The sequence below is a fragment of the Lentzea sp. NPDC054927 genome (genome assembly GCF_053610285.1).
This window is the reverse complement of sequence record NZ_JBSGXZ010000003.1, coordinates 41,113-64,626: the sequence shown is the minus strand read 5'-3', so window position 1 is coordinate 64,626 and position 23,514 is coordinate 41,113. Positions and strand designations below refer to the sequence as shown.

Here is a 23,514-nt window from a genome sequence, read left to right as displayed (position 1 = left end):
CCGGGTTCACTTCGTGATGCTGCCGGACAGCTGTGCGGTGCTGTCGCTGCCGGGCGAGCTGCTGCCGGCGGTCTGCGTCAGCAGCTGCCCGTTCGCGGTGGATGTCGCGAGCACGCTGCCGCCGCTGTGCCGCAGCACCAGCTTCCACTCGTGGCTGCTCGCCGCGGGGAACTCGAGAGTCCTGCTCCAGGGGAGCGCTACCGACGTCTCCTCGCTGGAACTTCCGTCGACGACCAGCGACAGCGACGAAATGGTGGCCGTTCCCGTCACCTCCAGCACGACCACGTTCGGTGCGGCCTCGGCCTTCGCGGTGGTGGACGACGGCGTCACCGCCACGGACGAGTCCGGCGCAGGCGCGGGCGTCCCGGTGCCGGCGCACCCGCTGAGAAGTCCCACGAGCAGCAATGCGGAGGTGAACCGTCGACTCATCCGCCAAGCCTGGCCGGAACCGGCCGGGACCCCTCCCCACTCCGGTGACCTCGACGGACAGTGCGATGAGGTCGTCATCACGCACAGGGACGTCACTTTCTGTGGCGACGCGCTTACCAGGGGAGATGTGAGCATAAACACTCGCCTATGACGTTGCCGTGTTCATTTCGTAATGTTGCCCGGCGTGTGACCATGCCCCTGTCCCCAACGCAAGGTGTTCTCCTGAATGCAGGGCCGACATAGACCGCCGCCGACAGCCAGCCGGAAGCTGCCCTTCGCAGTCGCCGTCACCCTCGGCGCGAGCCTGGCCGCGACCTTCTGGGTCGTCCGAGGTTCCGACCAGCAGGTCGATCCAGTCGGCGCGGCCGCCCTGCTGGCGGCCCCGTCGACCTCCGTCAGCCAGGACCTGCGGTCTGCCACGTCATCGAGCAACGCGCCGTCGTCCTCGCAACCTCCGGCGACCACGACGCCGCCTCCGGTGACCACGACCACCACGCCGCCCCCGCCTCCGCCCCCACCTCCGCCGCCCTGTCCGACCACGCTGGACGGAGTCAAGCCGCATGTGGCGCAGGTAGGCCACCACATCGCGGGCAAGTTCGGCGTCGAGGACATCGGCGGCGCCGCCGGCCGTGGCGGGTCCGGTGACCATCCCTCCGGCCTGGCGCTGGACTTCATGGTCAACACCGCCACCGGTAACGCCCTGGCCGACTACGTGCTGGCCAACCGCAAGGCGTTCGGCGTCACCTACGTGATCTGGCGCCAGCGCTACAACGACGGCAGCGGCTTCACGCCGATGGAGGACCGGGGTAGTCCCACGGCCAACCACATGGACCACGTGCACGTGTCGTTCCAGGCGAACGCGACCGTCAACGTCACCTGCTGATCTCTTCGAACGGCGTGGAGATGCCGCGGAAGAAGGTGCGGATGTCGTCCGCGAGCAGCTTCGGCTCCTCCATCGCGGGGAAGTGACCACCCTCGGTGAACTCGCTCCAGTGACCGATCGCCTTCCAGGGGTCCATCGCTCGGCGCACGAGCGGGTGGGTGTCGAACACGGCCCATCCGGACGGCACGCCGGCGGCCATGACCAGGTCGAGTCCGGAGTGCTCTGACTCGTAGTAGAACTGCGCGCTCGACGAGCCGCTGCGGGTGAACCAGTACAGGCTGATGTTCGTGAGCAGTTGGTCGCGGTCGACCGACTCGTCCGGTGTCCGGTAGCCGCCGCTGGTCCTGGTCCTGAACTTCTCGGCGATCCACGCGAGCTGACCGACCGGCGAGTCGGTGAGCGCCGGGCCGATCGTGTCGGGACGGTGGTCCTGCATCAGGAGATACCCGCGATCAGCCGCGTCCTCGATGCGCACCGCCTCGATCTGGGCGATCTCGTCATCGGACAGGCCATCGGGGAAGGGGAACTTGTCGCCGAGCAGTCCGAGCAACCGGGGGTCGACGCCGATGTGCGTGCCGATGACGCGCTCCGGGTGGAGCGCGGCGAGGCGGCCGGTGGTGCCCGCGCCGACGTCGGTGCCGTGAGCGGCGAACCTCTCGTAGCCGAGACGCGTCATGATCTCGGCGTAGGCGTCCGTCGTCCGCGCCAGTTCCCAGCCGGTCCCCGACAGCGGGGTGGAGAACCCGAAGCCGGGTAGCGACGGGATGACCAGGTGGAACTCGTCGGTCAGCAGCGGGACGAGTCGCTGGTAGTCGACGAACGATCCCGGCCAGCCGTGGTTCAGGATCAGCGGGGTGGACTCCGGGTTCGCCGATCGAACGTGGACGACGTGGAACGTCTGGCCGTCGACTACCGTCGTGAACTGGTCGTACTGATTGAGCTTCTCCTCCTGTGCACGCCAGTCGAATCCGTCGCGCCAGTACTCGGCGAGCTCCTTCAGGTACACCAGCGGGATGCCGCGGCTGAAGTCGGTGCGATCGTCTCGGCCCGGCACGTGGATCGGCCAGCGCGCGTGCGCCAGCCGGTTGCGCAGGTCGTCGACGTCCTTCTGCGGGATGTCGATGTGGAACGGCGTGAGTGCGGTGTTCTCGTTCATGACCATGACGTTTTCAGGCAATGCGGCAGGGTGGCTTCCGCAATTGCTGGAATGATCGAGAACATGTTGGAGACCTCGGCACGCCTGCTCGAACTGCTGTCGTTGCTCCAGCTCAAGCGCGACTGGACGAGCACCGAGCTCGCCGACCGGCTCCACGTGAGCACGAGGACCGTGCGCGCCGACATCGGCAAGCTGCGGTCGCTCGGGTATCCCGTCGATGCGCGCCCCGGCGTCGCGGGCGGGTACCGGCTGGCCGCCGGAACGGCGATGCCCCCACTGCTGCTCGACGACGACGAAGCTGTCGCCGTCGCGGTCGGACTGGGTGCGGTCGCGACCCAGAGGCTCGGCGTCGAAGAGACCTCGCTCACCGCGCTCGCGAAGCTGGAGCAGGTGCTGCCATCGCGTCTGCGTCGGCGCGTGGAGACTGTCCGCGAGGCGATGAGCGTTGTGCCAGGAGCCTCGCCGCCTCTCGATCCCTCGGTTCTCGGCGCGGTCGCTGCCGCGATCCGCGGCCACGAACGGCTCCGGTTCGGATACACGAAGCCCAGGGGCGAGGAAGAGGCGCGCCATGCGGAACCGCAACGGCTGGTGAGCTGGGGAGCGCTCTGGTACCTGCTCGCGTGGGATCTCGACCGTGACGATTGGCGGGTCTTCCGTGTCGACCGCATGGTTCCGTACGCACTGACGGGTGCGCGGTTCCGGCCGCGCGTGATCCCGGATGACAGCGCCGTCGAGTACGTGGTCAAACGCGTCAGCAAGGGGTCCTGGAAGTACCGCGCCCGGATCCTCGTGCACGCTCCCGCCGCCCAGGTCGCCGCGAAGATCCACATCCCGGTCGCGATCGAGGTGGTCGACGAGTCCACCTGCCGGGTCGAGGTGGGTGCCGACGACCCGGACCGGCTCGCGCTGTGGATGGCCCAGCTCGACGTCGACATCGAGGTGATCGACGGAGACGAGCTCGTGGCGGCGTTCGATCGCCTCGCGACGAGGTTCCGCCGCGCGGCCACACCGGCATAGCGGGTGGCCGGCGAACAGCCCGTTGAACGAGTCGTGTGCGAGATCAAGGCGCGTCCGTGCGGGCGGGACGATGCGCATCGCCGTCCATGATCCCTTGCCGCCGAACGATTTCGAGCGTCTGCACGACGAACTGCCACGGCCCGACGCCGAGCTGTCGCAGCCCTGGCGCGTGGTCGTGCGCGACCGTCACCACGGCACCGACGAACAGCAGCCACCAGAACGCCCGTGCAGGCCACCAAACCCGGCCGAGCCGGGCCTGGTGGAACGGGACGTGCCGCTCCTCGTCCTGCAGAATCCGATCCGCGACCTCAGCGGTGAGCGGGTCACGACTGCCGTCCCGCAACGCCCGGTAGTACCGCAGCGCAACGGTTTCTGCGATGAGCAGCACCATCAGCTCCAGTCGCAGTCCCAGCGCACGACGTAGCCGTACGAACACCGCGTCCGTCCAATGCGAACTGATCGTCGGCTGGCCGGCCGCCCGCAGCAGATGCTCCAGCATCCGCGCGTGGTTCTGCTCCTCGGCGACGAACAACCGCACCGCCGAGCCGTAGGTCCCGCCGCCCGCCTTGGCGATCAGGTTGGCGCCGTCGCCGGACTCGCCGACCTGGAACCGTTGCACGCTCTTGACGACGTCGGGGTGCAACCGGGCTCCGACGGCCCAGTCGGGATCGCCCATGCGCTTCCGGCGCGCGGCTTCGGCCTCGAAGTTCTCGACCCATGTGGTGAACATGATGGGAAGACGGCCGGATCACCGCACGCGTTGGCCGGGTTGTGGGGAGGTTCTGTGAAGGTTCAGCGTGCGTGTTCAGCAGGTGAGCCCACGGGTGCCCGATACGTGGCGACTTCGTGAGTAGCGTGGTGACCATGGAGAACGGCGGACCCAGCCGGACAGCGCTCGTCACCGCGTATGCCCGCGCCTACCACCAGATCGCTGACCGGCCACGGATCTTCACGGACCCTCTCGCGGCACGTCTGCTCGGCTACGCCACGGAAGAACTCCCGAAACTGGGCACGGCCGCCACCGATCGCCTCGGCGGCGCCGTGACAGACCGGTTCCGCCGTCTGTTCTTCGCCTCCAGGGCTCGCTTCGCCGAGGACGCCGTGGCCGGGGCCGTCGCCGCCGGTGTGCGGCAGGTCGTGATCCTGGGCGCGGGCCTGGACACTTTCGCCTACCGCAATCCGCACCGGGACCTGCGCGTCTTCGAGGTCGACCACCCCGCCACCCAGGCGTGGAAGCGGGAACGCCTTGCCACGACCGGAATCGACAGCCCCGAGACGCTGACCTTCGTGCCGGTCGACTTCGAAAGCCAAACGCTCGCAACGGAACTGGAAGCCGCCGGATTCAGCCGGACGGACCCGGCCGTGTTCGTGTGGCTGGGCGTCGTCTACTACCTGACCCCGGACGCCGTCCACGCCACCCTCGCCTACATCGCCGATCAGGCCCAGCCGGTCGAGGTGGTCTTCGACTACCTGAGGTCCGCGACCACCGACGCGGAACGTGCCCACCAGCGCGCACGCGCCGACCGGCTGGCCGCCGTCGGCGAACCCCTGTTCAGCTACTTCACTCCCGACGGCATCGCCGCCCAGTTGCGAGCGCTCGGGTTCACGGGTGTCGAGGACCACTCCGCCCCCGACCTGATCGTCGGCTATCTCGGCGGACCCGCGGCGTTCGAAGGCGAACCACCCCCGGCGCTGCACGCGATCCGCATGCTGCGCGCGAGCCGTTGAGTTCTCAGGGAAACAGCTTCCAATGCCCCTCGGAGACGACCTCGACGGTGCCGTCGGCAACCTTGACGGCCGTCTGGTCGTCGATCGCGTACGCCGGCCCCGCGATCTCGGCTGCCCATCTCTCGGCAGCGGCCATGGTGTTGTCCGGCAGGAGACCCAGGTGCGGGAAGATCGAGAAGTCGACGACCCCGAGGGTGCTGTCGCCCCCGTCGGGTGACGTCCAGTCGACGAAGTCGTCACCGATCCGGGGCGTCATCACCATGCTCCCGGCACTCAGCCCCACCCAGACGGTGTCCTGCAGCGAAGGCAGGAGGTCCGCCAGCCCGGAGTGCCGCATCCAGTGGCACAGGTACATCGCATCGCCGCCGCCCACCAGCAGGACGTCGGCCTCCCGCACCCAGGGCACCCACCGCTCCTCTCCGACGCTGGGCAACGCGGTCAACTCCAGAACTCCCAGCGACTTCCACCCCAGGTCGCACATGGGCAGTGGCGTCTGTCCGGTGATGAAGCGCCAGGCAGAGGCCGGCCCGCCCCAGGGGCTGCCGTACGTCGCCGTGGGGATGCACAGAGCACTGGAGTCGGCGATCGGCCTGCCCAGCAGGTCGGCCAGCGCATCGCGGATGCTCGGGTTCGTGACGCCTGCGGACGTGAGAAGAAGCCTCACGCGTGCCTCCTGTACGTGGCCGTCCTGACGCTCTGCTGGAGCGTCAGGAAGTCGGGTGTGTGGAAGGCAGACTGGACGCCACGGCGAAACTCATCGCCGTTGCTTGGTCAACGTGTTGCGGCGTCCGTGAGGATCGCTTCGAGTCGTGTCCGGCAGTCGGTCACGAAGGCGGGCCAGGTGTTGCGGTAGTAGGAGATTCCGGCGATGCCGACGGCGATGGCCCATGCTCGTGCTTGGGTCCAGGTGAGGTCGTCGATGTTCGTGGCGTTCCAGTACGCCTGTCGCGCTGGGTCGGGCAGGTCCCAGATCGGGGCGTGCTCGGCAGCGGGGAAGCCGACGGAGAGGCACCCGAAATCGATGACGGCGTGCAGCCTGCCCTTCGCGGCCAGGAGGTTGGCGGGCCTGAGGTCTCCGTGGAGCCAGACGTGAGGGCTTGATGGCTCAGGCAGCTCGATGGCTGTGCGCCAGAGTTGTTCCAACGTCTCGACGTCGAGGCTGCTGTCCTCGGTGGCCCGGCAGTTCGCGAAGTAGGCGCTGATGGCCTCCTCGCAGTCCTTCAGGGTGCCTCCGCGGTACCAGCTCAGGTCACCGGCGCGAGCGGCGCCCATGAGGTCGATGTTGTGCAGTTCGTGGACGAACGTCGCCAGGTCGGTTCCGAAGACGGCCCAGTCCTGGACGGCGTTCGAGGAGACTTCGGTCCCGTCGATCCAGCGGTAGACCGACCAGGGCAGCGGGAACTCGGGGGCCGGCGTGCCGGCGTGGACCGGTTCCGGGATCTGGCGCGGCAGGAGTGGTCCGAGCCTGGGCAGCCATGTCCGCTCCTTGTTCAGGGACCGAGCCTTGTCGGCTGTCCGCGGAAGCCGGACGAGGAGTTCGTCTCCCAGCCGGAACATGGTGTTGTCCGTGCCGGCACCCGCCGGGGCCAGTGGCAGTGAAGCCCAATCAGGGCGCTGATTCCGCAGAAGTGCCTTGACGACTGCCTCGTCGGTCGGGATCTCGTTCTCGTGGAGCATCACGGCGTAGATCCTTCCGCCGGTGGAGACACCGGACCAGCCAATTTCTCTGCTGTGTCGTCCGGGAATCAGCCGTCATCGTTGCGCAGCCAGGGCGGGGATCACGTCGAACTTGCGGTCCAATCCGGTGAGCCTGAGCGGCCGGAGGACTGCGCGGGTGCGGGCCACCACGATGAACTCGACCTCGGCGGTCACGGTGGCCTCCCACACGGCCATCAGGGTGGCCAGGCCGGCGATGCCGAAGAAGCTCACCGCGGTGAGGTCGACGATGAGATCCGGGCCTGCCTTGCGGACGTGCTCGTGGAGACGGGTGTGCAGTAGTGGACCACTGCGCAGGTCGACCTCGCCGAGTACCGCGATCACGACGGACCCTCTTCGGACGAGCTGTTCTGTGACGATGAATCGCACGGTGCCGGGGGATCTGCCCAGCTGGCGGGACACGCTCTGGTCGATCACGGGCGCCCTGGGCAGACGGACGGTGCTCACGGGGATTCTCCTCGGGGAACCGTGGCGACCGCGGGGTCCAGGCGGGCGGAGGGATGAGAAGCCGCACGTTAGGTATCAGCGGAGTCCACGCACAAGCCCGCGTCGGGTGCCACCACTCGTTCGGGTCGTCATGTGTGCCCGTTCGGCGGTGCAGCGGTTCGATCGCCGTCCCCGCCCAGAACTGAGGATCGGCCTCAGCCTGGGGAGTGCTGGGGCTGATCCGGCTCAGGCAGCACGGGGACGAGCCTCAGCGCGCGGTTGTGGCGCGGTTCGGTCCGCGTCTTGGCCTCGTCGACCTGCCGGATCAGCTCGTTGCGGACCTCGTTGAGTGCGGCCGGCAGATCCGGCTCGGACGAGGTGGCGACGAGGTGCAGGCGGGGAGTGCGGTTGATCCAGCACTCCAGGGTGACTCGTTGCTCGACGCCGCGACGGTCCTTCACGCTGATCTCGAGGTCGACCTGGTCGTCGTGGAACGAGCGCAGGCGCGAGCCGAGTGCGGCCAGACGTTCCACGACCCAGCCGCGTTCGTTCGAGAGGAAGCCGGTGGCGAGGTGCAGCCGGTTGGTGATCACCGCGCTGTCCTCTGGCAGTTCGCTCATCTGGTCACGATCCTTTGTGGAGTGTTTCTCAAGGTGGCCAGCAGGCCGCGCAGTGATGTGGTGGCCAGCCCGATGGTCGCGTCGCTCGCGCCGTAGGGGATCACGAACGTGTCGTCGTGCAGCAGCAGCGGTTCTGGCAGGGACGCCAGCTTGTCGGAAACAGACGCTCCACTGTGGACGGATCAGGCGAAGGGCCGCCGCGCCTGGTCCGGGATGTGACCGTGCAGGCTCAGCCTGCGCATCTCGACGTGCTCCCGGCGCGCGGGCAGCGTGATGCGATGCCCGTCCAGCGTGGTCAGGTCGATGGTGCGCACGGGGTGTGAGACGAACCCGTCGAGCTGAGTCCGCCGCCATCGGTCGGCGAGGTGGTAGTAGCTCAGCCACAGGGCGTCGCCCAGCTCGGCGAGCAGTGTGCGCGGCGAGCGCCGAAGCCGCTCGGAGACCGGCTCGGTCGATGGAGCGATGGGAAGGTGGGATGCCGACATCATGTCGGGGGCTCCCGTCCCCGGCCGGAAAACAGCCGGTTCAGTTTTTCGCCGAGTACGACGTGAGCTTGACCGCCCACGTACGAGGTGTTCCCAGCAAAATCAACACTACACCAATTCTGATTTGATCAACCAAACGTGCCTCCTGATTTTCTGTTGCGACTCCTCGCAGGTGGGGGCTCATTCGTTGATCCACCAAATGCCGGGCGGAAATATCGTGAGCGCGTAACATGAGGTTGAACACAAAAATCGGTAGAACGTAAACTCCATTCGGCTCGTCGGTGGGCCGCGATGTCCCCGCCCGGCCGCGTGCGCGACCGGGAACGGAGTGACCTGGATCAGTTCGTGGAGCGGATGGCTTGTGGTGTGGCCGGTAGGAGGCAGGCGTAGCTCAGCGGGAGCAGGCTCACGAACGTTCCACCGGCTCCGGTGCAGATGCCGCGGGCCTCCTGGACGCGGCGGTCGGCTGGGCTGAGGGGGTTGAACACGCAGACGTAGCCCACCGGGTTGGCGGTGAGGGAAAGCACGCCGCCGGTCGCGATGCACAGCTGGGTTGCGTTTTCCATGCCCGAGCCGGGGCCCGTGGACGGCGGGGTGCTCGTGTTCTCGCAGCTGGCGTGGATGTCGGGGTCCGGCGCGGGTCCCTGGCAGGTGTCGACGTCGAGACCGCCGTCGAGGCTGTCCTGGCTGCCGTCGACGGAAGCGCCGATGAGGTTGTCGGTGCCGGCGCTGCCGGAGATCGTGTCGATGCCCAGGCCGCCGGTGAGGGTGTCGTTGCCGGTGCCACCGGTGATGGTGTCGTTGCCGTCGCCGCCGTTGATCGTGTCGTTGAGGGCTGAGCCGGTGATGGTGTCGTTGCCGCCGTTGCCGTTGATCGTCTTGGCGGGATCAGTGCCGCCGCAGTCGATGGTGTCGTTGCCGGGACTTCCGGTCACGACCGTGTCGGTCTGGGTCACGCCGGCGCTCACGACGCAGTTGACGGCGGCCTGCGCGGTCAGCGGGGTGACCGCCCACAAGCCAGGGACCGCGAGAACTCCGGCCACCGCGGCGACGATCGTCCGGCGGATCTGACTCTGCTGGATCCTCATGTCTTCATTTCCCGAACACTGTTTGTCATAGCCGCTCGGCGCGAACGCGTCAGCGGAAAAGAATGCGCGAGCGACGCACAGGAGACCTTGTCGAACCAGGCTGTGCGGCGACTTGAGCATGCAAAAACCTCGGCTCGTGTTCTGCCTCCACGATCATCGCGGAGCAGGTCACGTCACCGAGGTCCGGGGTAACGAAAAGCAATCTACCCCTTCGTTCGCGAAGATCGATACCGCAGTCCCCCAAATGGCCCTCTTGGATGGCGTGTAATCATCGTAACCGCATCAAGACGGCTGCTCGGAACCATGTTGGTCGAATGTTCCTCGGCGGCCTGGAATTGTGTTGTCTTATGGGTTGTGTTAATGAATCAGGAAGGTCATCGGGTAGTGGTGGTTGCGCAATGTTGTCCGTTCTCGGTGCGAAAGCTCGGGGTCACGACTTGCAGGTGTCGGGTTCCATCAGCAGCTCGGCGACGGGACGTCGCGGAGCAGGTCATCGCCCGATCGCCGAAGGTCGCTGAACTGACGAGGATCACCAAGCCCAGGCCCGCTGACAGGGAGGCGCCGCACAGTCCATCGGCGTAAGTTCGAGGGTGCCGAGAGCACTTCACGCGCCGGAAACCGAACCGGCGCCGTGCTCGGCGTTTCCCCGAGAACGGTCATCGGACGACCGGGACGGGAGTGCCGGCACGATGTCGAGTCTGCGCACCTACAGGGTTCCTGTGCGGACCATCCTCGCGACCATCGGGCTGACCCTGGCCACGGTCGTCGCCGTGGTGTTCGTCATGCACGTCCAACGAGTTCTGGTGTGGATGCTCATCGCGGTCGTCTTCACCGTCGCGCTCTACCCGGCGGTGAACTGGCTGCAAAGCCACGTCAGGTGGTGCCGCCGCTCACTGGCGACCTTGGTCGTGTTCCTCGTGGTCTTCCTGGCATTCGGCGGAGTGCTCACGCTGTTCGCCATCCCGCTGGCAGAGCAGGGCACACAGCTGGCGACCCGGCTGCCGGACATGATCGCTGATGCCCGCGGCGGCAGAGGCGCGGTCGGCATCCTCCTGGAACGCACCAACGCGCTGGAGTTCGCCCGCGACAACGAAGAGCGCATCCGGCAGTTCGCCACCGGCCTGGGCACGCCGGCCCTGAACCTGCTGAGCAGCGCGGTCACCGGAATCGTCGCAACGATCTCCATCTTCGTCCTGTCCTACCTCGCGGTGCTGCAAGGCCCCAAGGTGGTCGACGGGACCCTCGCGTTGTTCCCCTCGCAACGCGCGCAGCGCATCCAGCGGGTCGGCCGCGAGTGCGCGAAGACCATCACCGGCTACATCTCCGGCAACCTGCTCATCAGCGCGATCTGCGGTGTGCTCACCTACATCGTGCTCAAGATCTTCGGAGTGCCGTTCGCCGAGCTGATCGCGGTCTTCGTCGCGATCGCCGACCTGATCCCGCTGATCGGCGCCACCCTCGGCGCGGTGGTCGCCGGCGTCGCCGCACTCATCCATTCGCTGCCCGCCGCCATCACAGTGATCATCTTCTTCATCGTCTACCAGCAGCTGGAGAACCACCTGCTGCAACCGGTGATCTTCTCCAGGACGGTAAAACTCAACCCGCTGACCGTGCTCGTCGCCTTGCTTCTGGCGACCGAACTCGCCGGAATACTCGGCGCACTGCTCGCCATCCCGATCGCCGGCGTCATCCAGGTCGTCCTCCGCGACATCTGGAACCACCGCGTCGGAGCGCCGGACGCCCGGCCTGATGCGTCAAAGCCAGCCGCGGCGCCGGAAAACCAGGTACAGGCCGGTGCAGACCAGAACCATGAGCAGCAGCGCGAACGGGTATCCCCACACCCAGTTCAGCTCGGGCATGTGGCGGAAGTTCATCCCGTAGATGGTGCCGATCAGCGTGGGAGCGAACAGGATCGCCGCCCATGAGGAAATCCTCTTGATCTGCTCGTTCTGCGCGTTGCTGGCTTCGGCCAGACGTTGCATCTCCTCGTTCTGCGCCTGGGTGACCAGGGTCGTGTTGACGGCGAGGACGTCGGCGAGCACGCCGCGGAAGCCGTCGGCCTGCTCGACCACGACGGTGGCGTGGTCGGCCACGTCGCGCAGGTGCCGCTGCAGTTCCTGGTCGATGCCGTGCTCCGCGAACCCGGCCGAGAGGCTGTCGAGGATCGTGAGCAGCGGGCGGGTGGCGCGCTGGAACTCCATCACCTCACGGGACAGTTCGTAGATTCGCCGCGACGCGTTCGGATCGCGGCTGAACACATCGGTCTCGATCTCCTCGATGTCGTTGCGCAGCCCGGAAATCACGGGCGTGCACCCGTCGACCACCGCGTCCAGCACGGCGTACAGCACCGCCACGGAGCCCAGCCGCAGCAGATGGGGCTGGGCCTCCAACCGGTGCCGCACGCCGGTCAGGCCCGGTGTGTCGCTGTGCCGCACCGTGAGCACGAAATTGGGGCCCACGAACAGATGCAGCTCACCGAACTCGACCCGCTCGGTGTCATCGCGGTAGTCGGCCGAGTGCAGCACCACGAACAGGATGTCGCCGTAGCGTTCGAGTTTCGGCCTTTGGTGGGCTGTGATGGCGTCTTCTACCGCCAGTCCGTGCAACCCGAGCTGGGTGGCCGCTTCCATCAGCTGAGCCTCGACCGGCCGGTAGAGGCCGATCCAGGCCATGCTGTCGGGCTGCCGCTCCAGCAGCCGGAAGGTGTCGGCCAGAGTGGCCGGCGACGCGGCATGCCGCCCGTTCAGGTAGACGACGTTGTTGATGATGCTGGTCATGCCGAGCAGTGCGGACTGGGCTCCGCGCGCGGCATTGGCAGGACGCCGCGATCACCAAGCGATCCACTGATGATCTGTTCGGCGACGGCACCGAAGTGCCGCTGGACGTGTTCGAGGTTGGGATGGACGTCGAACACGTCGTCCAGCCCGGTGATCATCAGTGGTCGCAGTACCACGGGTGTGTCTGCGACCAGGAACAGCCGGACGCCCGCTGCCGTAGCCGCTTCTCCGACAGTGACCAGGACGGTGAGACCGGCTGCTGCGAAGAAACTCACCTCGGTGAGGTCCACGACCAGTTGCCGACAGGTGGGCCGCAAGTGCTCGAGCAGCCGATCACGCAGCAGCGGGCTTGTGCACGAGTCGACCTCACCGCGCACCGCGAGCACGACAACACCGGGCGGGGCCGCGCACATGGTTGCGCTCGCGACCTGTACGTCTGGCTGGACGACTGCTGCGCGTGAGGATCGATCAGCCGACACACGGTGGAGGGCGGGCGTCATGGTGACATCTCCTTGATCGGAAAGCGTCCCTGCCAGAAGTTCGCAGACACAGCGGTCACGTGTCTGTCCAATCAGGACTGATCGGAATGGCTCCCGCTGCGTGCGTGGTCACGAGCGCGCGGATCCGGTCGATCATCAGTTCGGCCTCGGCCACGCTGAACAGGCCCAGCCCGACAGCACGCTGAATGGAAGCGACCGTGCTTCGACGGGGCTCCGCGATCCCCGCGATCGGCGCGCCAGCGGGAAGCTGATCGATGTGCGCAATGAAAGTGCCCCTCGGTCGGATGCCCGCCATGCCGGGGTCCAGGGCACTTTCCCGAAACAGTACGCGCTTCTCCGGACAACGTTGGATCATCACGCGCCCTTGCCGACCGGCGCGGACGCGGACGCCCGGCCGGGCACATGACACGTCGCGTCAGTCCGCTGACCTGTGCGTTCGTTCTCGGCGTGATCGGGCGCCGGACGACTCCGAGTTGGTGTCGTCGGTCTTCGCCGAACTCGAGGAGGCGACGGGGGATCCGGGAGTCACGGAGGCGCTGCTGGGTCGGTGGCTGCGCAGGCGCCCCGATGTCGAGCGCCACCGGGCCACCAGCGACCCGTGACTTCCTGCGAGGTTGTGGGGAAGTGACCGCGGGCCGGGTGGCACTCGCCAGCCACAGTGAGGGGCGATGACGGCGCTGGTGCTCGCCGCGGATGCTCCACCCGATCGGCGTGCCGCCGCGCTGATCATGCTGCAGCCGCTCGCGTTGCGGATGCTGGACGTGCTGGCCATGCGACTGCACGACCAGACCAGGCAGCTGGTCGAGTCAGGCGACGCCGTCTTCCCGTCTGACGTCGCACGACGGCTGAAGCCGATGCCCGTGTTGTTGTGCGCCATCGTGTTGTCCTGCCTGACGCGGGCCACGCGATGACCACCGCCGACGAGACGTTCTCCCCGGTCCTGACCAGTCACCTCAACGCCTTGCGGTGCTGACGACGGGATGAGATGTGACGCTCCAGGTCGCTAGGCGAGGCACTTCCAGCTGTACGGGTCGGCGATGGCGGCAGACCGGGAGAAGACGGCCTGCTCGTGCGGGTTCTGGCGCTGGCAGGCGTCGTCCAGGTTCATGGCCACCTGTGCGCCGGTGCCCGTGACGCAGCGCCAGTCGTGGGCGGTCGTCCCGGCGAGGACGACCCCGTTCACGGCGCCGATGGACGTGCAGTAGCCCTGCAGGTCGAGGCCGCCCTTCTCGGTGAACACCGGCGCCTGTGCGAGGGTCACGGTGACCGAGCTGGTACCGGCCGGCAGCCTGACGACCCCCTTGGCGCTGTCGACGGTGCCCGCGCTCGCCCTGGTGATGTTTCCGAGGAACGCGGGCACCTCGAAGCTCACGCCGCCCGCGGGGGTGGCTCCGGACAAGGTCAGGCTGATGTTCGCCCCGGACACGGTGATCGCCGCACCCATGCGCCTGCCGCCCGCGATGGGGTAGTTGCCGACGCTGGTGGTGGCGCCGTCGCGGAGCCACTGCTTCGGCAGGCCGCGGCCGACGATCACCGTGCCGTCGAGCTTCTCGGCGAGCAGCGAGTCCAGCAGCACCTTGGAGGCGTTGGCCTGTCCCCACATGTGAGGACTCGAGCCGCTGCCCGCGGTGCTGTGGGTACCGGGGGACCAGTTGCTCGTTCCCACGGCCTGAATTCCTTCCCACCACGAGAAAGGAGCGCTCTGCGCGTTCTGGACGAGGTACTGGTAGCCGTAGATGCCTTCTGAGCGGTAACGGGAGGAGGCCAGTCCCGCCGACCCGTAGCCGGCGTTGTAGGAGCTGCTCACGCCGGGGTAGCCGCCGAAGGTGTGCTGGGGCAGGCCCGACAGGCGGCTGAAGCCGTTGTCGTAGGTGGCGTCGATCAGGTCGATCATCGGGCCGGCAGGGCTGCTGCCCCACAGCTGCCCGTCCCACGCCCAGCGTCCGAACAGGAACATCGAGGCCCAGTTGCCGTTGTTGGTCTGGCCGCAGACGTTCGCGCTGCTGTTGGGAACGTCCATGGCACAAGGCAGATAGGACAGGCCGTTGGTCGAGATCGTGGTGTTCAGCCGCGCGTTGACCGCGCGCAGGAGGGTGTCGTACGTCCGGCCGGCCCAGGACGCCTCGGCCGTCTCGCCGAGGGTGGTGGCGATGTACCGGTAGGTGAGAAGCGCGAGCAACGCCGACTGGTTGTCGACGGTCCAGTGACCGGTGTGGTCCACCGCGACGGTCGCCTTCATGATGCCGCCGGGACCGGTGGCGTCGGCCTCGATCCTGCGGGCGGTCTGCCTGATCGTGGCGAAGTGGGCCCGGACGAAAGCGGCGTCGCCGGTCTTGCGCAGGTACACCGCCCAGGGCCAGTTGTACTTCCACGTCCCGTCCGGGTACATCCGGGTGATGTCGTTCGGGTCGTCCTGGGCGATCAGCGTCGGCAGGTAGTCCTTGGCCCGGTTCAGGTCACCCGCCTCCAGCAACTGCACCAGCATGCCGACGAGGTCGTGGTTGAAGATGGCGTCGTAGCCGTTCTCGCCGACGTTGAGGCGGTTGCCGTCCTTGACGAGGTTCGTGGTGATGTACCCGGCCCGGTAGGCGTTGGCCAGCTGTGGGTCGGGCACCTGGATCTGGGCGATCTGCGCGAGCTTGCCGTCCCAATAGGACGTCATGTGCGCGTAGTGGGCGTCGTAACCGCCGGCCGCCGTCAGTTCGGCGGCCGTGGGCCAGGCGTAACCCTGGCCGAACCGGTCGGCCGCGATCACGTAGTCGAAGTCGGTGGTCTGCCCCGGCCCGATGGTCGTCGACGGGCGGTTGAGCGGGAGGGTCCCGCCGGTCGGCGCCGGGTCCAGCACGTGCGCGACCGTGTCGTGGTTGACGACGCGGACCCGCGAGTAGATCGCGACGAAGTCCCGGTTGCCGATCGTCACCTCGTCACCGAAGTTGGTGATGGTGACGGTGCTGTTGTCCCGCTCGAACTGCGTTGTCAGGGCGGGGTAGTAGCCCCCGGCGTTGAACCACTGAACGCGTCCGGGGTTGTTGTAGATCCCGAACCGGACCGTGGTGTTCGGTCCGGAGTGGACGTCGAAGCTCCCGTCCTTGTGCGTGAGCACGCCGTAGTAGTCGCCCTCCCACCCGATCGAGGCGCTGTCGTGCTGCGTCACCGCGGCTCGCGCATCGCTGGAGTGCCACACCGGGGAGCTGCCGGCCAGGACCAGGGCAGCGGTGACGATCACGGCCGGCCACCCGCGCCGCCGTCGGCTGTGCGTCTTCATGATCGGCCTTCCCCTCCGAGCGCGCCCCGGTCGTGGACCTCCGCCGCCAAATTGGATCGTTAAAATTGGCGTGGACCAAACCCAACCACAGGCTCTCTCGGACTGTCAACGCTGGGAAAACTCCTGCAACGCCTTGGCTTTCGACTCGGCGGGGTGCTGTGGACCGATCCACCCCGTCAGCGTCACCCGACGCGAACGATCAGGCCCGGCGCCGGGACGAACCACGCACTACCAGCTCCGGCGCCAGCAGCGCCGCCACGGAAAGCACTGTCCCGTCAGGCGGGCACAGGGCTTCCACGATCCGCCGCCCGATCTCGGGGATCGGCTGGCGGACGCTGGACAGGTCGAGGACCTCCGCCGAAGGCGTGTCGTCGTACCCCACCAGGGCCACGTCCTCCCCAGGAGTCCGCCCAAGATCACGAACGGCCTGCAGGGCACCCGCCGCCAGGGTGTCCGAGGCCGCCACGAGAGCGGTCGGCGCATCGGCCCGGTCCAGGAGACCGCGAGCCATCCTCGCGCCGCTGATCCAGGTGTCCTCGCCACGCACGTTGAGACGGTGGCTGCCGGCCAGCAGACCGTGCCGGTCCATGGCCGTCACCCAGCCCCCGGCCCGATCGTCACCGACCCGGTGGCCGTCCGGAAAACCGAGAAACCCGATCCTCTGATGGCCGCACGCAGCCAGGTGCTCGACGACAACGGCGATGCCCGCCGCGTTGTCGACGTCCACCCAGCCGGTCGCATCGGCGGAGTCGGAGAACCGCCCGAAGCACACGAACGGCACCCCGGCGTCCCGCAGCATCGACGGCCGCGGATCGTCAGGCACCACGTTGTACAGCACGACACCCTCGACCGCCCCGCTGCGAACCAGCCGCACGCAGGTGACCACCTCGTTCTCCGCGTCGTCCACCGCGAACAACATCAAGTGCCTGCCCACCGCCTGACCGGCCTCGGCGAGCGCGTGCAGAAACCGGTCGTGCAGGTGAGCGAGCGAGTGGGAGGAGACGGGCTCGATGCGGCAAGCGATCATGCCGGCCGAACTGGAGCGCAACGCCCGAGCCGCCCGGTTGGGCTGGAACCCGAGGTCCGCGACAGCGAGCAACACGCGTTCCCGAGTCTCCGGCCGCACCTTCTCGGGGTAGTTCATCACGTTCGACACCGTCTGCTTGGACACCCCGGCGGCCACGGCGACGTCGGCGATCGTGACCGGGCCAGATCGCGGCGCGGCAGGCCTGGCAGGCGACTTCGCCACGACGAACACCCCTGACCTCATACCGCGCGCCACTGCGGACGCGATGCATCGAGTCGATCGATGAAATCCGGCTGACCAGTGACATCGTAAGGTAAGCCCGGGCGGTCGCAGGTGTCGTCAGGTGACAACACGGGCGTGATCACGTGGCCGGCGATGCGATCGGGTGTCCAACGTGGACGGTAGCGTGTGTTTCCGTGCGAGTGCTCCTAGTCGAAGACGACCACGAGTTGGGCGACCAGGTGTCCCGCCGCCTGCGGGCACGCGGGTTCGCGGTCGACCGCGCGTCCGACCTCGGCGAGGCGGACCTGAAGCAGTCCGTGCACCTCTACGACTGCGTGGTCCTGGACCGCGGCCTGCCCGACGGTGACGGACTCGACCTGCTCGCGGCGTGGCGGCGTGCTGGAGTGCGCGTGCCGGTGCTCGTGCTGACAGCGCTCGGTGCGGTGACCGACCGGGTGGCGGGCTTCACCGTCGGTGCCGACGACTACCTCGGCAAGCCGTTCGCCGTGGAGGAGCTGGAGGTCCGGGTGGTCGCGTTGTGCCGCAGGGGAGAGGCGCCGCGGAACACCCTGCTGAGCGCGGGCGGTGTGGAGATGGACCTGCCGCGCAGACGCGTCACCCGCGACGGCGTCGTGCTCACGTTGACCGGCAAGGAGTTCGCGGTGCTGGAACTGTTGCTCGCGCGGGCCGGCCGGGTGGTGACGCGGACCGAGCTCATCGAGCACTGCTGGGACGAGATGGCCGAGCCCATGTCGAACGTGGTCGACGCGGTGGTCGCGCAGTTGCGCCGCAAGCTCGGCGATCCTCCCGTGGTCGTCACGGTGCGCGGTGCGGGCTTCGTGGTGGAGCCGTGACCCGGCTGCGCCGGTTGCGGTGGTGGCTCACCGTTCTGTTCACCATCACCACTTCCGCGTGCCTGGCGGTGCTCGCGCTGCTGGTGGCCACGATCGACCTGCGGTCGCGGGAGGCCGCGGTGGACGCCGAGGCGAACCGGCAGGCCACCGGTCTGTCGAGGGCCGTCTACTTCCTCGACGGCGTGCTGCACCTGGAACCGCTCGCCGATGACTACCTCTCGCGCGAGGCCCACGGGATCAGGATTCTGGAGCGTGCGGACACCGGCTGGCAGACGCGGTTCGAACGTGGGAACGCCCCCTCGCCCGGTACCGAAATCGAGCCGGTGTTGCGGGACCAGGACACGGCGCTGCTCGCGCCGCACCTCGTCGGCGCGCCGGTCTGGAACGGCGACGCCATCGGCGCGGTGGTGCTGGTCGCGGCAAGCGACCGCCAGTCGCTGGCCGAGCACGACCTGCTGGTGCGCTGGCTGTGGATCGGCTGCGCGGCGCTCGTGGCGGTAGCCGCGGTGGGTGGTCACCTGCTCGCACACCTGAGCATGCATCCCGCCGTGCGGGGACTCGCCGAACAGGAGCAGTTCCTGGCAGAGGCGGCGCATGAGCTGCGCACGCCGCTGGCGACGTTGCGGCTGGTGTCGCGGGAGGAGGACGTCACCCGGCACGTCGACCGGCTGGGCAGGCTGGTCGACGGGCTGCTGACGCGGGCCCGCGTGCGCGGCGGTGCCCAGGAGGTCGAACACGTCGAGCTGTTCCTCGACCAACTCGTCGAGCAGGTGGTCGCCGAGATCGACGACACGATTCCGGTGCGGGGCGAGCGGACGATCGTGCGCGGCGACCCGGACCTGCTGGGTCAGGCGGTGCGCAACCTCGTGGAGAACGCGGTGCGGCACGGCGGTGGCGCGCGCGTCGAGGTGACCGGGCACGCCGTGGTGGTCGACGACGACGGGCCGGGACTTGGACGCAGCGGCAACGGCGGCAACGGCATCGGCCTCGCGATCGTGCGCTGGGTCGCCGGGCTGCACGGCGGCGACGTGGAGATCGGGGAGCGGGAGAGGGGCGGGGTGCGAGCCGTGCTGCGCCTGCCGCCGCCGTCCTCATGATTTCCTCACGATCCGCCACGCAGCCTGAGGCATGCGCAAAATCCTGATCGTGGCGGCGGCCGTCGCCATTCTGGCGCCGGTCGTGCCCATCGTGGTCCACGCGAGCAGCGAACCGTTCGCGGTCCTGCGGGTCGACCAGGTGGGCTTCGCCCCCGACGAGGCCAAACCGGCTTACCTGATGGCATCTCGCGACGTTGCCGACGAGCGGTTCTCGGTGCTCGACGAGTCGGGCCGCACGGTGCTGCGCGGGAACTTGTCGACCTCGTCCCGTTCGTGGAACGACAGGTACCGCGTGGTGCGGGTCGCCGACCTGTCCGCGCTCACCTCACCCGGCCGTTACGTCGTCGAAGCGGCTGGTGCGCGATCGAACTGGTTTCGCGTCGCCACGCGGCAAGAACTGTTGCGGCCGTTGGTGTCGAGCACCACGTCGTTCTTCCGCGCCCAGCGCGACGGCGCCGAGGTCGACCCGAACCTGCTGCGGCGCAAGCCGTCACACCTCGCGGACCGCGAGGCCGTGGTGTACGCGCCACCGCGCATCGACATGCAGCGCTACGAGCTGCTGGACAAGGCGCTGACCGAGATCGGTGGCCCGATCGACGCGGAAGGTGGCTGGTTCGACGCCGGCGACTTCCTGAAGTTCACCCACACGACGTCCTACGCCACCGCTCAACTGCTGCTGGCCCAACGCGACGGTGCGGCGGACGAACGCCTTGCCGCCGAAGCGATGCACGGAGTCAGGTGGCTCGACAAGATGTGGACCGGCGACGTCCTGCACGCCCAGGTCGGCATCGGCGTCGGCAACGACGGACTGCGCACCGACCACGACGTGTGGCGGCTGCCAGAGGACGACGACGCGCTCGACGTGAAGCCCGGCGATCGCGACTACCACATCAAGCACCGCCCGGTGTTCCCCGCGAACAACCCCGGCGAACCGGTGAGCCCCAACCTCGCCGGCCGAGTCGCCGCCGCGTTCGCGCTGGCCGCCCAGGTGACCGGTGACCGTCACTACCTCGATCTCGCAGCAGCCGTGTACGCCCGCGCCGACCACAGTCCGCGTGCGCTCGTCACCGCTTATCCGCCCGAGTACTACCCGGAGACCGGATGGCGCGACGACATGGAGTTCGGCGCGACCGAGCTCGCCCTGGCAGCGCAACGGTTCGGAGACGAGCGGGCAACCGGCTGGTTCGCCGAGGCCGCCGACTGGGCCACGTCGTACCTCGACGGCGACGGGCGGGGCTCGCTCGGCATCGCCGACGTGAGCGCGATGGCGCACGCGGACCTCGCCCCGCACCTCGGCGGCGAGCTCCGCGACCGCCTGGCGCAGGACCTGCGCGGTCACCTGCGCGACGCCGTCACCCTCGCCGAGAAGGACCCGTTCGGTTCCGGCGTCGCCTACTGGAATTGGGACTCGGTGCCGAAGACGTTCGGCCTCGTGCTCACCGAGGCGTACTACCGCAGGCTCACCGGCGACCAGGAGTTCACGGCCTTCGCCGGGCGCCAGCGGGGCTGGGCGCTGGGCGCCAACCCCTGGGGCAGGTCGTTCGTCATCGGCGCGGGAACCAGCTCACTGGACTGCCCGTCCCACGCGATCGCGAACCTCACCGGACAGTCGCCCGTCGGAGCCGTGGTGAACGGCCCCAACGCGGCCGAACAGTTCAAGGAGCTCAACACCTTCCCGACGATGCGGGCCTGTCCCTCGGACGGGTCGAACGCCCTGGCGGAGTTCGACGGTGCCGGGGCGCGGTTCCTGGACCACGCGGGCGCCTGGGCGAGCGCCGAGGTGGCGATCGACTTCACCTCCACGGCCCTGCTGGCGTTCGCGCTGTCCGCACACTGATGCGGAGGTCAGGCCGCGGGCTCCTCCTGGAGGGCACTGAGTCAGGTGTTCTCGGCCGGGTCGCTGGGACCGATCTTGCCTTCGACGTTCTTGCGCGGGACGCCTTCCACGTCCACGCAGAGCCCGAAGACGCGGTCCCTGGTGGTCCAGCCGTTGATCCGGCCTCGGTTGTTCCCGATCTGCACCCGCTGCCCGGCGATCGCGGTAACCCGGTGCAGGTAAAGGGTTCCGGCGACCCGCACCAGCACGATGTCGTCCACGTCGAGCTTGGCGGTGTCGACCGGAGCGACGGTCACCAACTGGCGGCTGCGGATCAACGGCACCATTGACGAGCCGGTCGGGCGGAACTGCACCTTTTCGCCACGCGCGACCCGAGCCGCAATTCCATCCAACATCCCCACGCGCTTTAGCTTCGGCGGTGGGCCGGACCCGCGCAATGCATTTTCGAGGCAGCGCAGCCACACCGTGTCGTCGCGAGGCACTACGCCGACCGCGTCCCCGCGGCGATATTCGATCGCTGCCACCCGACCCTCTGCGGCAGCATGAGGAGGCCGAGGTGACCGGAGGGGGGCCTGATGATCGCGCCAGGATCGGAAAGGCCTGTCCGCAAGAACGCGGTGCCGCTCGCCCTGCGCCTGTACGGCAAGGAATTGCGGCGCCACGGATTCATCACCGCGGGCGCACTCGTGTTGCCCGCGCTGGGCGTCACGTGTCAGCTGTATCTCGCGCCGTTGGCGGTGGGCGGGCTCGTGGGAAAGCTTGCGGGTGGTGGCGGCACGAGCCTCGGCACGGTCCTGCCGTACGTGCTGGCCTTCGGCGGTTTCATGCTGCTCTCGGAACTGTTGTGGCGCATCGGACTGCACTGCCTCAACCGCGTGGACGGCCGCGGGATCGAGAACCTGTCCGCCCTCGCGATGGACGAGCTGCTGGGGAAGGACGCGGCGTTCTTCCACGACAACTTCGCCGGGTCGCTCACCAAACGGGTGCTGAGCTTCGCGTTCCGCTTCGAGGACTTCGTGGACACGCTGGCGTTCAAGATCTTCGCCAACGTCATCCCGCTGGGTTTCGCCTGCGTCGTGCTGTGGAGCTACCACCCGGTGCTCGTCGCGGTGCTGGTCGGCCTGATCCTGGTCACGGGATGTGTGGTCGCGCCGCTCATCCGCCACCGCCAGCGGCTGGTCGACCAGCGCGAGGCAGCCATCGCCCAGGTGTCCGGCCACGTCTCGGACACGCTCACGAACATGGAGACGGTGCGGGCGTTCGCGGCCGAGCGGCGCGAGGGCGCGGAGCACCGGACCCGTGCCGCCAAGCAGCGAACGCTGGCGCTGCGGTCGTGGGACTACAACAACCTGCGCATCGACACCCTGATCGCACCGCTGTCCGTGCTCACCAACGTGCTCGGCCTCGTGGTCGCGATCGGGGTCAGCGGCGGGCTCGGCGTGGAGGCGATCGTGGTGACGTTCGCCTACTTCGGGAACGCGACGCGGATCATGTTCGAGTTCAACCAGATCTACCGGCAGGTGGAGAGTGCGCTCACCGAGGCGGCTCAGTTCACCGAACTGCTGCTCGACCCGCCGACCGTGCTCGACCTGTCGCACCCGGAACCGTTGCGCGTGAAGGACTCCCAGGTCCGGTTCGAGAACGTCGTGTTCACGCACGGCGGTGGCGAGCCGCTGTTCGACGGGCTCGACCTGGACATCCCGGCGGGCACGCGGATAGGGCTCGTCGGCCGCTCCGGCGGCGGCAAGACGACGCTCACCCGGCTGCTCCTGCGGCTGATGGACGTCGATCGGGGCCGTGTCCTCATCGGCGGCCAGGACATCGCCCGCCTGAGCCAGGCCGACCTGCGCGGCCTGATCGGGTACGTGCCCCAGGACCCGGCCATGTTCCACCGGACGCTGCGCGAGAACATCGCGTTCGCACGGCCGGGCGCGACCGACGCCGAGATCCACCGCGCCGCGCATGCCGCGCACGTGACGGAGTTCGTGGACGCGCTGCCCGACGGGTTCGACACGATGGTCGGCGAACGCGGCATCAAACTGTCCGGCGGACAGCGGCAGCGGGTCGCGCTGGCCCGCGCCATCCTGCGTGACGCCCCCATCCTGCTGCTGGACGAGGCGACCAGCGCGCTGGACTCGGAGAGCGAGGTGCTGGTCCAGGAGGCGCTGTGGCGGCTCATGGAGGGCCGCACGGCGATCGTCGTGGCGCACCGGCTGAGCACGGTCGTGCGGATGGATCGGCTGATCGTGCTCGACCGGGGCCGGATCGTCGAACAGGGCACTCACGCGGAACTGCTCGACGTCGACGGGACGTACGCGAAGCTGTGGCGCCACCAGTCCGGCGGCTTCCTCGACGAGGCGGTCAGTACTCGTTGATCAGTTCTCTCG

23 protein-coding genes and 1 pseudogene are annotated in these 23,514 nt (G+C 68.3%); 9 read left to right on the top strand and 15 right to left on the bottom strand.

The window, feature by feature from the left end; genetic code table 11:
* Positions 1-6: 6 nt before the first annotated feature.
* Positions 7-429: a hypothetical protein gene (locus ACWGE0_RS06620; RefSeq protein WP_452259921.1), complete on the bottom strand. Its 423-nt coding sequence runs from the start codon at positions 427-429 to the stop codon at positions 7-9.
* A 226-nt stretch (positions 430-655) separates the two neighbouring features.
* On the opposite strand from ACWGE0_RS06620, the gene ACWGE0_RS06615 reads away from it, so the two are divergent.
* Positions 656-1,312: a hypothetical protein gene (locus ACWGE0_RS06615; RefSeq protein WP_452259920.1), complete on the top strand. Its 657-nt coding sequence runs from the start codon at positions 656-658 to the stop codon at positions 1,310-1,312.
* On the opposite strand, the gene ACWGE0_RS06610 is transcribed toward ACWGE0_RS06615, so the two are convergent.
* A complete protein-coding gene (locus ACWGE0_RS06610; protein ID WP_452259919.1) occupies positions 1,302-2,468 on the bottom strand; it encodes an epoxide hydrolase family protein in 1,167 nt (388 codons plus the stop codon). The genes ACWGE0_RS06615 and ACWGE0_RS06610 overlap by 11 nt on opposite strands.
* Positions 2,469-2,531: 63 nt before the next feature.
* On the opposite strand from ACWGE0_RS06610, the gene ACWGE0_RS06605 reads away from it, so the two are divergent.
* On the top strand, positions 2,532-3,485 hold the full coding sequence (locus tag ACWGE0_RS06605; protein WP_452259918.1) for a helix-turn-helix transcriptional regulator: 954 nt from the start codon (positions 2,532-2,534) through the stop codon (positions 3,483-3,485).
* A gap of 43 nt (positions 3,486-3,528) precedes the next feature.
* Here ACWGE0_RS06605 and ACWGE0_RS06600 read toward each other — a convergent pair whose 3' ends face one another.
* A complete protein-coding gene (locus ACWGE0_RS06600) occupies positions 3,529-4,215 on the bottom strand; it encodes a ferritin-like domain-containing protein (protein ID WP_452259917.1) in 687 nt (228 codons plus the stop codon).
* A gap of 134 nt (positions 4,216-4,349) precedes the next feature.
* On the opposite strand from ACWGE0_RS06600, the gene ACWGE0_RS06595 reads away from it, so the two are divergent.
* Entirely contained in the window at positions 4,350-5,213 is an 864-nt protein-coding gene (locus ACWGE0_RS06595) for a class I SAM-dependent methyltransferase (RefSeq protein WP_452259916.1), read from the top strand.
* Positions 5,214-5,217: 4 nt separating this feature from the next.
* Here the strand turns inward: ACWGE0_RS06595 and ACWGE0_RS06590 are convergent, their stop codons facing one another.
* The 6 genes from ACWGE0_RS06590 to ACWGE0_RS06565 form a co-directional block, all read right to left on the bottom strand.
* Positions 5,218-5,877 (bottom strand): Type 1 glutamine amidotransferase-like domain-containing protein, encoded by a 660-nt coding sequence (locus ACWGE0_RS06590; protein WP_452259915.1) that lies wholly within the window; start codon positions 5,875-5,877, stop codon positions 5,218-5,220.
* Between the two features lie 107 nt (positions 5,878-5,984).
* Positions 5,985-6,890 carry an aminoglycoside phosphotransferase family protein gene (locus tag ACWGE0_RS06585; protein WP_452260215.1) on the bottom strand — a complete coding sequence of 302 codons (906 nt, stop codon included), beginning with the start codon at positions 6,888-6,890 and terminating at the stop codon, positions 5,985-5,987.
* Between the two features lie 75 nt (positions 6,891-6,965).
* Positions 6,966-7,376, bottom strand: coding sequence for an STAS domain-containing protein (locus ACWGE0_RS06580; protein WP_452259914.1), 411 nt, complete (start codon positions 7,374-7,376; stop codon positions 6,966-6,968).
* Between the two features lie 194 nt (positions 7,377-7,570).
* Positions 7,571-7,975: an HPF/RaiA family ribosome-associated protein gene (locus ACWGE0_RS06575; RefSeq protein WP_452259913.1), complete on the bottom strand. Its 405-nt coding sequence runs from the start codon at positions 7,973-7,975 to the stop codon at positions 7,571-7,573.
* Positions 7,976-8,157: 182 nt separating this feature from the next.
* On the bottom strand, positions 8,158-8,463 hold the full coding sequence (locus ACWGE0_RS06570) for a hypothetical protein (RefSeq protein ID WP_452259912.1): 306 nt from the start codon (positions 8,461-8,463) through the stop codon (positions 8,158-8,160).
* A 335-nt stretch (positions 8,464-8,798) separates the two neighbouring features.
* A complete protein-coding gene (locus ACWGE0_RS06565; RefSeq protein ID WP_452259911.1) occupies positions 8,799-9,548 on the bottom strand; it encodes a calcium-binding protein in 750 nt (249 codons plus the stop codon).
* Positions 9,549-10,237: 689 nt separating this feature from the next.
* Between ACWGE0_RS06565 and ACWGE0_RS06560 the strand changes: the two are divergent.
* Positions 10,238-11,245: pseudogene (locus tag ACWGE0_RS06560) on the top strand (AI-2E family transporter); the annotation flags it as partial.
* Between the two features lie 57 nt (positions 11,246-11,302).
* Here ACWGE0_RS06560 and ACWGE0_RS06555 read toward each other — a convergent pair.
* From ACWGE0_RS06555 to ACWGE0_RS06545, 3 genes are all read right to left on the bottom strand, one after another.
* Positions 11,303-12,325 carry a magnesium and cobalt transport protein CorA gene (locus tag ACWGE0_RS06555; RefSeq protein WP_452259910.1) on the bottom strand — a complete coding sequence of 341 codons (1,023 nt, stop codon included), beginning with the start codon at positions 12,323-12,325 and terminating at the stop codon, positions 11,303-11,305.
* Positions 12,322-12,738 carry an STAS domain-containing protein gene (locus ACWGE0_RS06550; protein ID WP_452259909.1) on the bottom strand — a complete coding sequence of 139 codons (417 nt, stop codon included), beginning with the start codon at positions 12,736-12,738 and terminating at the stop codon, positions 12,322-12,324. The genes ACWGE0_RS06555 and ACWGE0_RS06550 overlap by 4 nt, the downstream gene beginning before the upstream one ends.
* A gap of 142 nt (positions 12,739-12,880) precedes the next feature.
* Entirely contained in the window at positions 12,881-13,183 is a 303-nt protein-coding gene (locus tag ACWGE0_RS06545; RefSeq protein WP_452259908.1) for a hypothetical protein, read from the bottom strand.
* Between the two features lie 310 nt (positions 13,184-13,493).
* Here ACWGE0_RS06545 and ACWGE0_RS06540 point away from each other — a divergent pair, with 310 nt between their 5' ends.
* Positions 13,494-13,736 carry a hypothetical protein gene (locus ACWGE0_RS06540; protein WP_452259907.1) on the top strand — a complete coding sequence of 81 codons (243 nt, stop codon included), beginning with the start codon at positions 13,494-13,496 and terminating at the stop codon, positions 13,734-13,736.
* Positions 13,737-13,828: 92 nt separating this feature from the next.
* Here ACWGE0_RS06540 and ACWGE0_RS06535 read toward each other — a convergent pair whose 3' ends face one another.
* The gene (locus tag ACWGE0_RS06535; protein WP_452259906.1) at positions 13,829-16,090 is read right to left on the bottom strand and encodes a hypothetical protein; all 2,262 of its coding nucleotides are present in this window, start codon (positions 16,088-16,090) and stop codon (positions 13,829-13,831) included.
* Between the two features lie 199 nt (positions 16,091-16,289).
* Positions 16,290-17,339, bottom strand: a complete 1,050-nt coding sequence (locus ACWGE0_RS06530; protein WP_452259905.1) for a LacI family DNA-binding transcriptional regulator — start codon at positions 17,337-17,339, stop codon at positions 16,290-16,292.
* Positions 17,340-17,533: 194 nt separating this feature from the next.
* On the opposite strand from ACWGE0_RS06530, the gene ACWGE0_RS06525 reads away from it, so the two are divergent.
* Genes ACWGE0_RS06525 through ACWGE0_RS06515 form a run of 3 tightly spaced genes read left to right on the top strand, consistent with a single transcriptional unit; the run spans position 17,534 to position 21,127 of the window.
* Positions 17,534-18,193, top strand: a complete 660-nt coding sequence (locus ACWGE0_RS06525; RefSeq protein ID WP_452259904.1) for a response regulator transcription factor — start codon at positions 17,534-17,536, stop codon at positions 18,191-18,193.
* Positions 18,190-19,290 (top strand): ATP-binding protein, encoded by a 1,101-nt coding sequence (locus tag ACWGE0_RS06520; RefSeq protein ID WP_452259903.1) that lies wholly within the window; start codon positions 18,190-18,192, stop codon positions 19,288-19,290. Before ACWGE0_RS06525 ends, ACWGE0_RS06520 begins: the two co-directional genes overlap by 4 nt.
* Before the next feature lie 31 nt (positions 19,291-19,321).
* A complete protein-coding gene (locus tag ACWGE0_RS06515) occupies positions 19,322-21,127 on the top strand; it encodes a glycoside hydrolase family 9 protein (RefSeq protein ID WP_452259902.1) in 1,806 nt (601 codons plus the stop codon).
* Positions 21,128-21,168: 41 nt separating this feature from the next.
* On the opposite strand, the gene ACWGE0_RS06510 is transcribed toward ACWGE0_RS06515, so the two are convergent.
* Positions 21,169-21,528: a hypothetical protein gene (locus tag ACWGE0_RS06510; RefSeq protein ID WP_452259901.1), complete on the bottom strand. Its 360-nt coding sequence runs from the start codon at positions 21,526-21,528 to the stop codon at positions 21,169-21,171.
* Positions 21,529-21,702: 174 nt separating this feature from the next.
* On the opposite strand from ACWGE0_RS06510, the gene ACWGE0_RS06505 reads away from it, so the two are divergent.
* Positions 21,703-23,502 carry an ABC transporter ATP-binding protein gene (locus tag ACWGE0_RS06505; RefSeq protein WP_452259900.1) on the top strand — a complete coding sequence of 600 codons (1,800 nt, stop codon included), beginning with the start codon at positions 21,703-21,705 and terminating at the stop codon, positions 23,500-23,502.
* Positions 23,503-23,514: the final 12 nt, after the last annotated feature.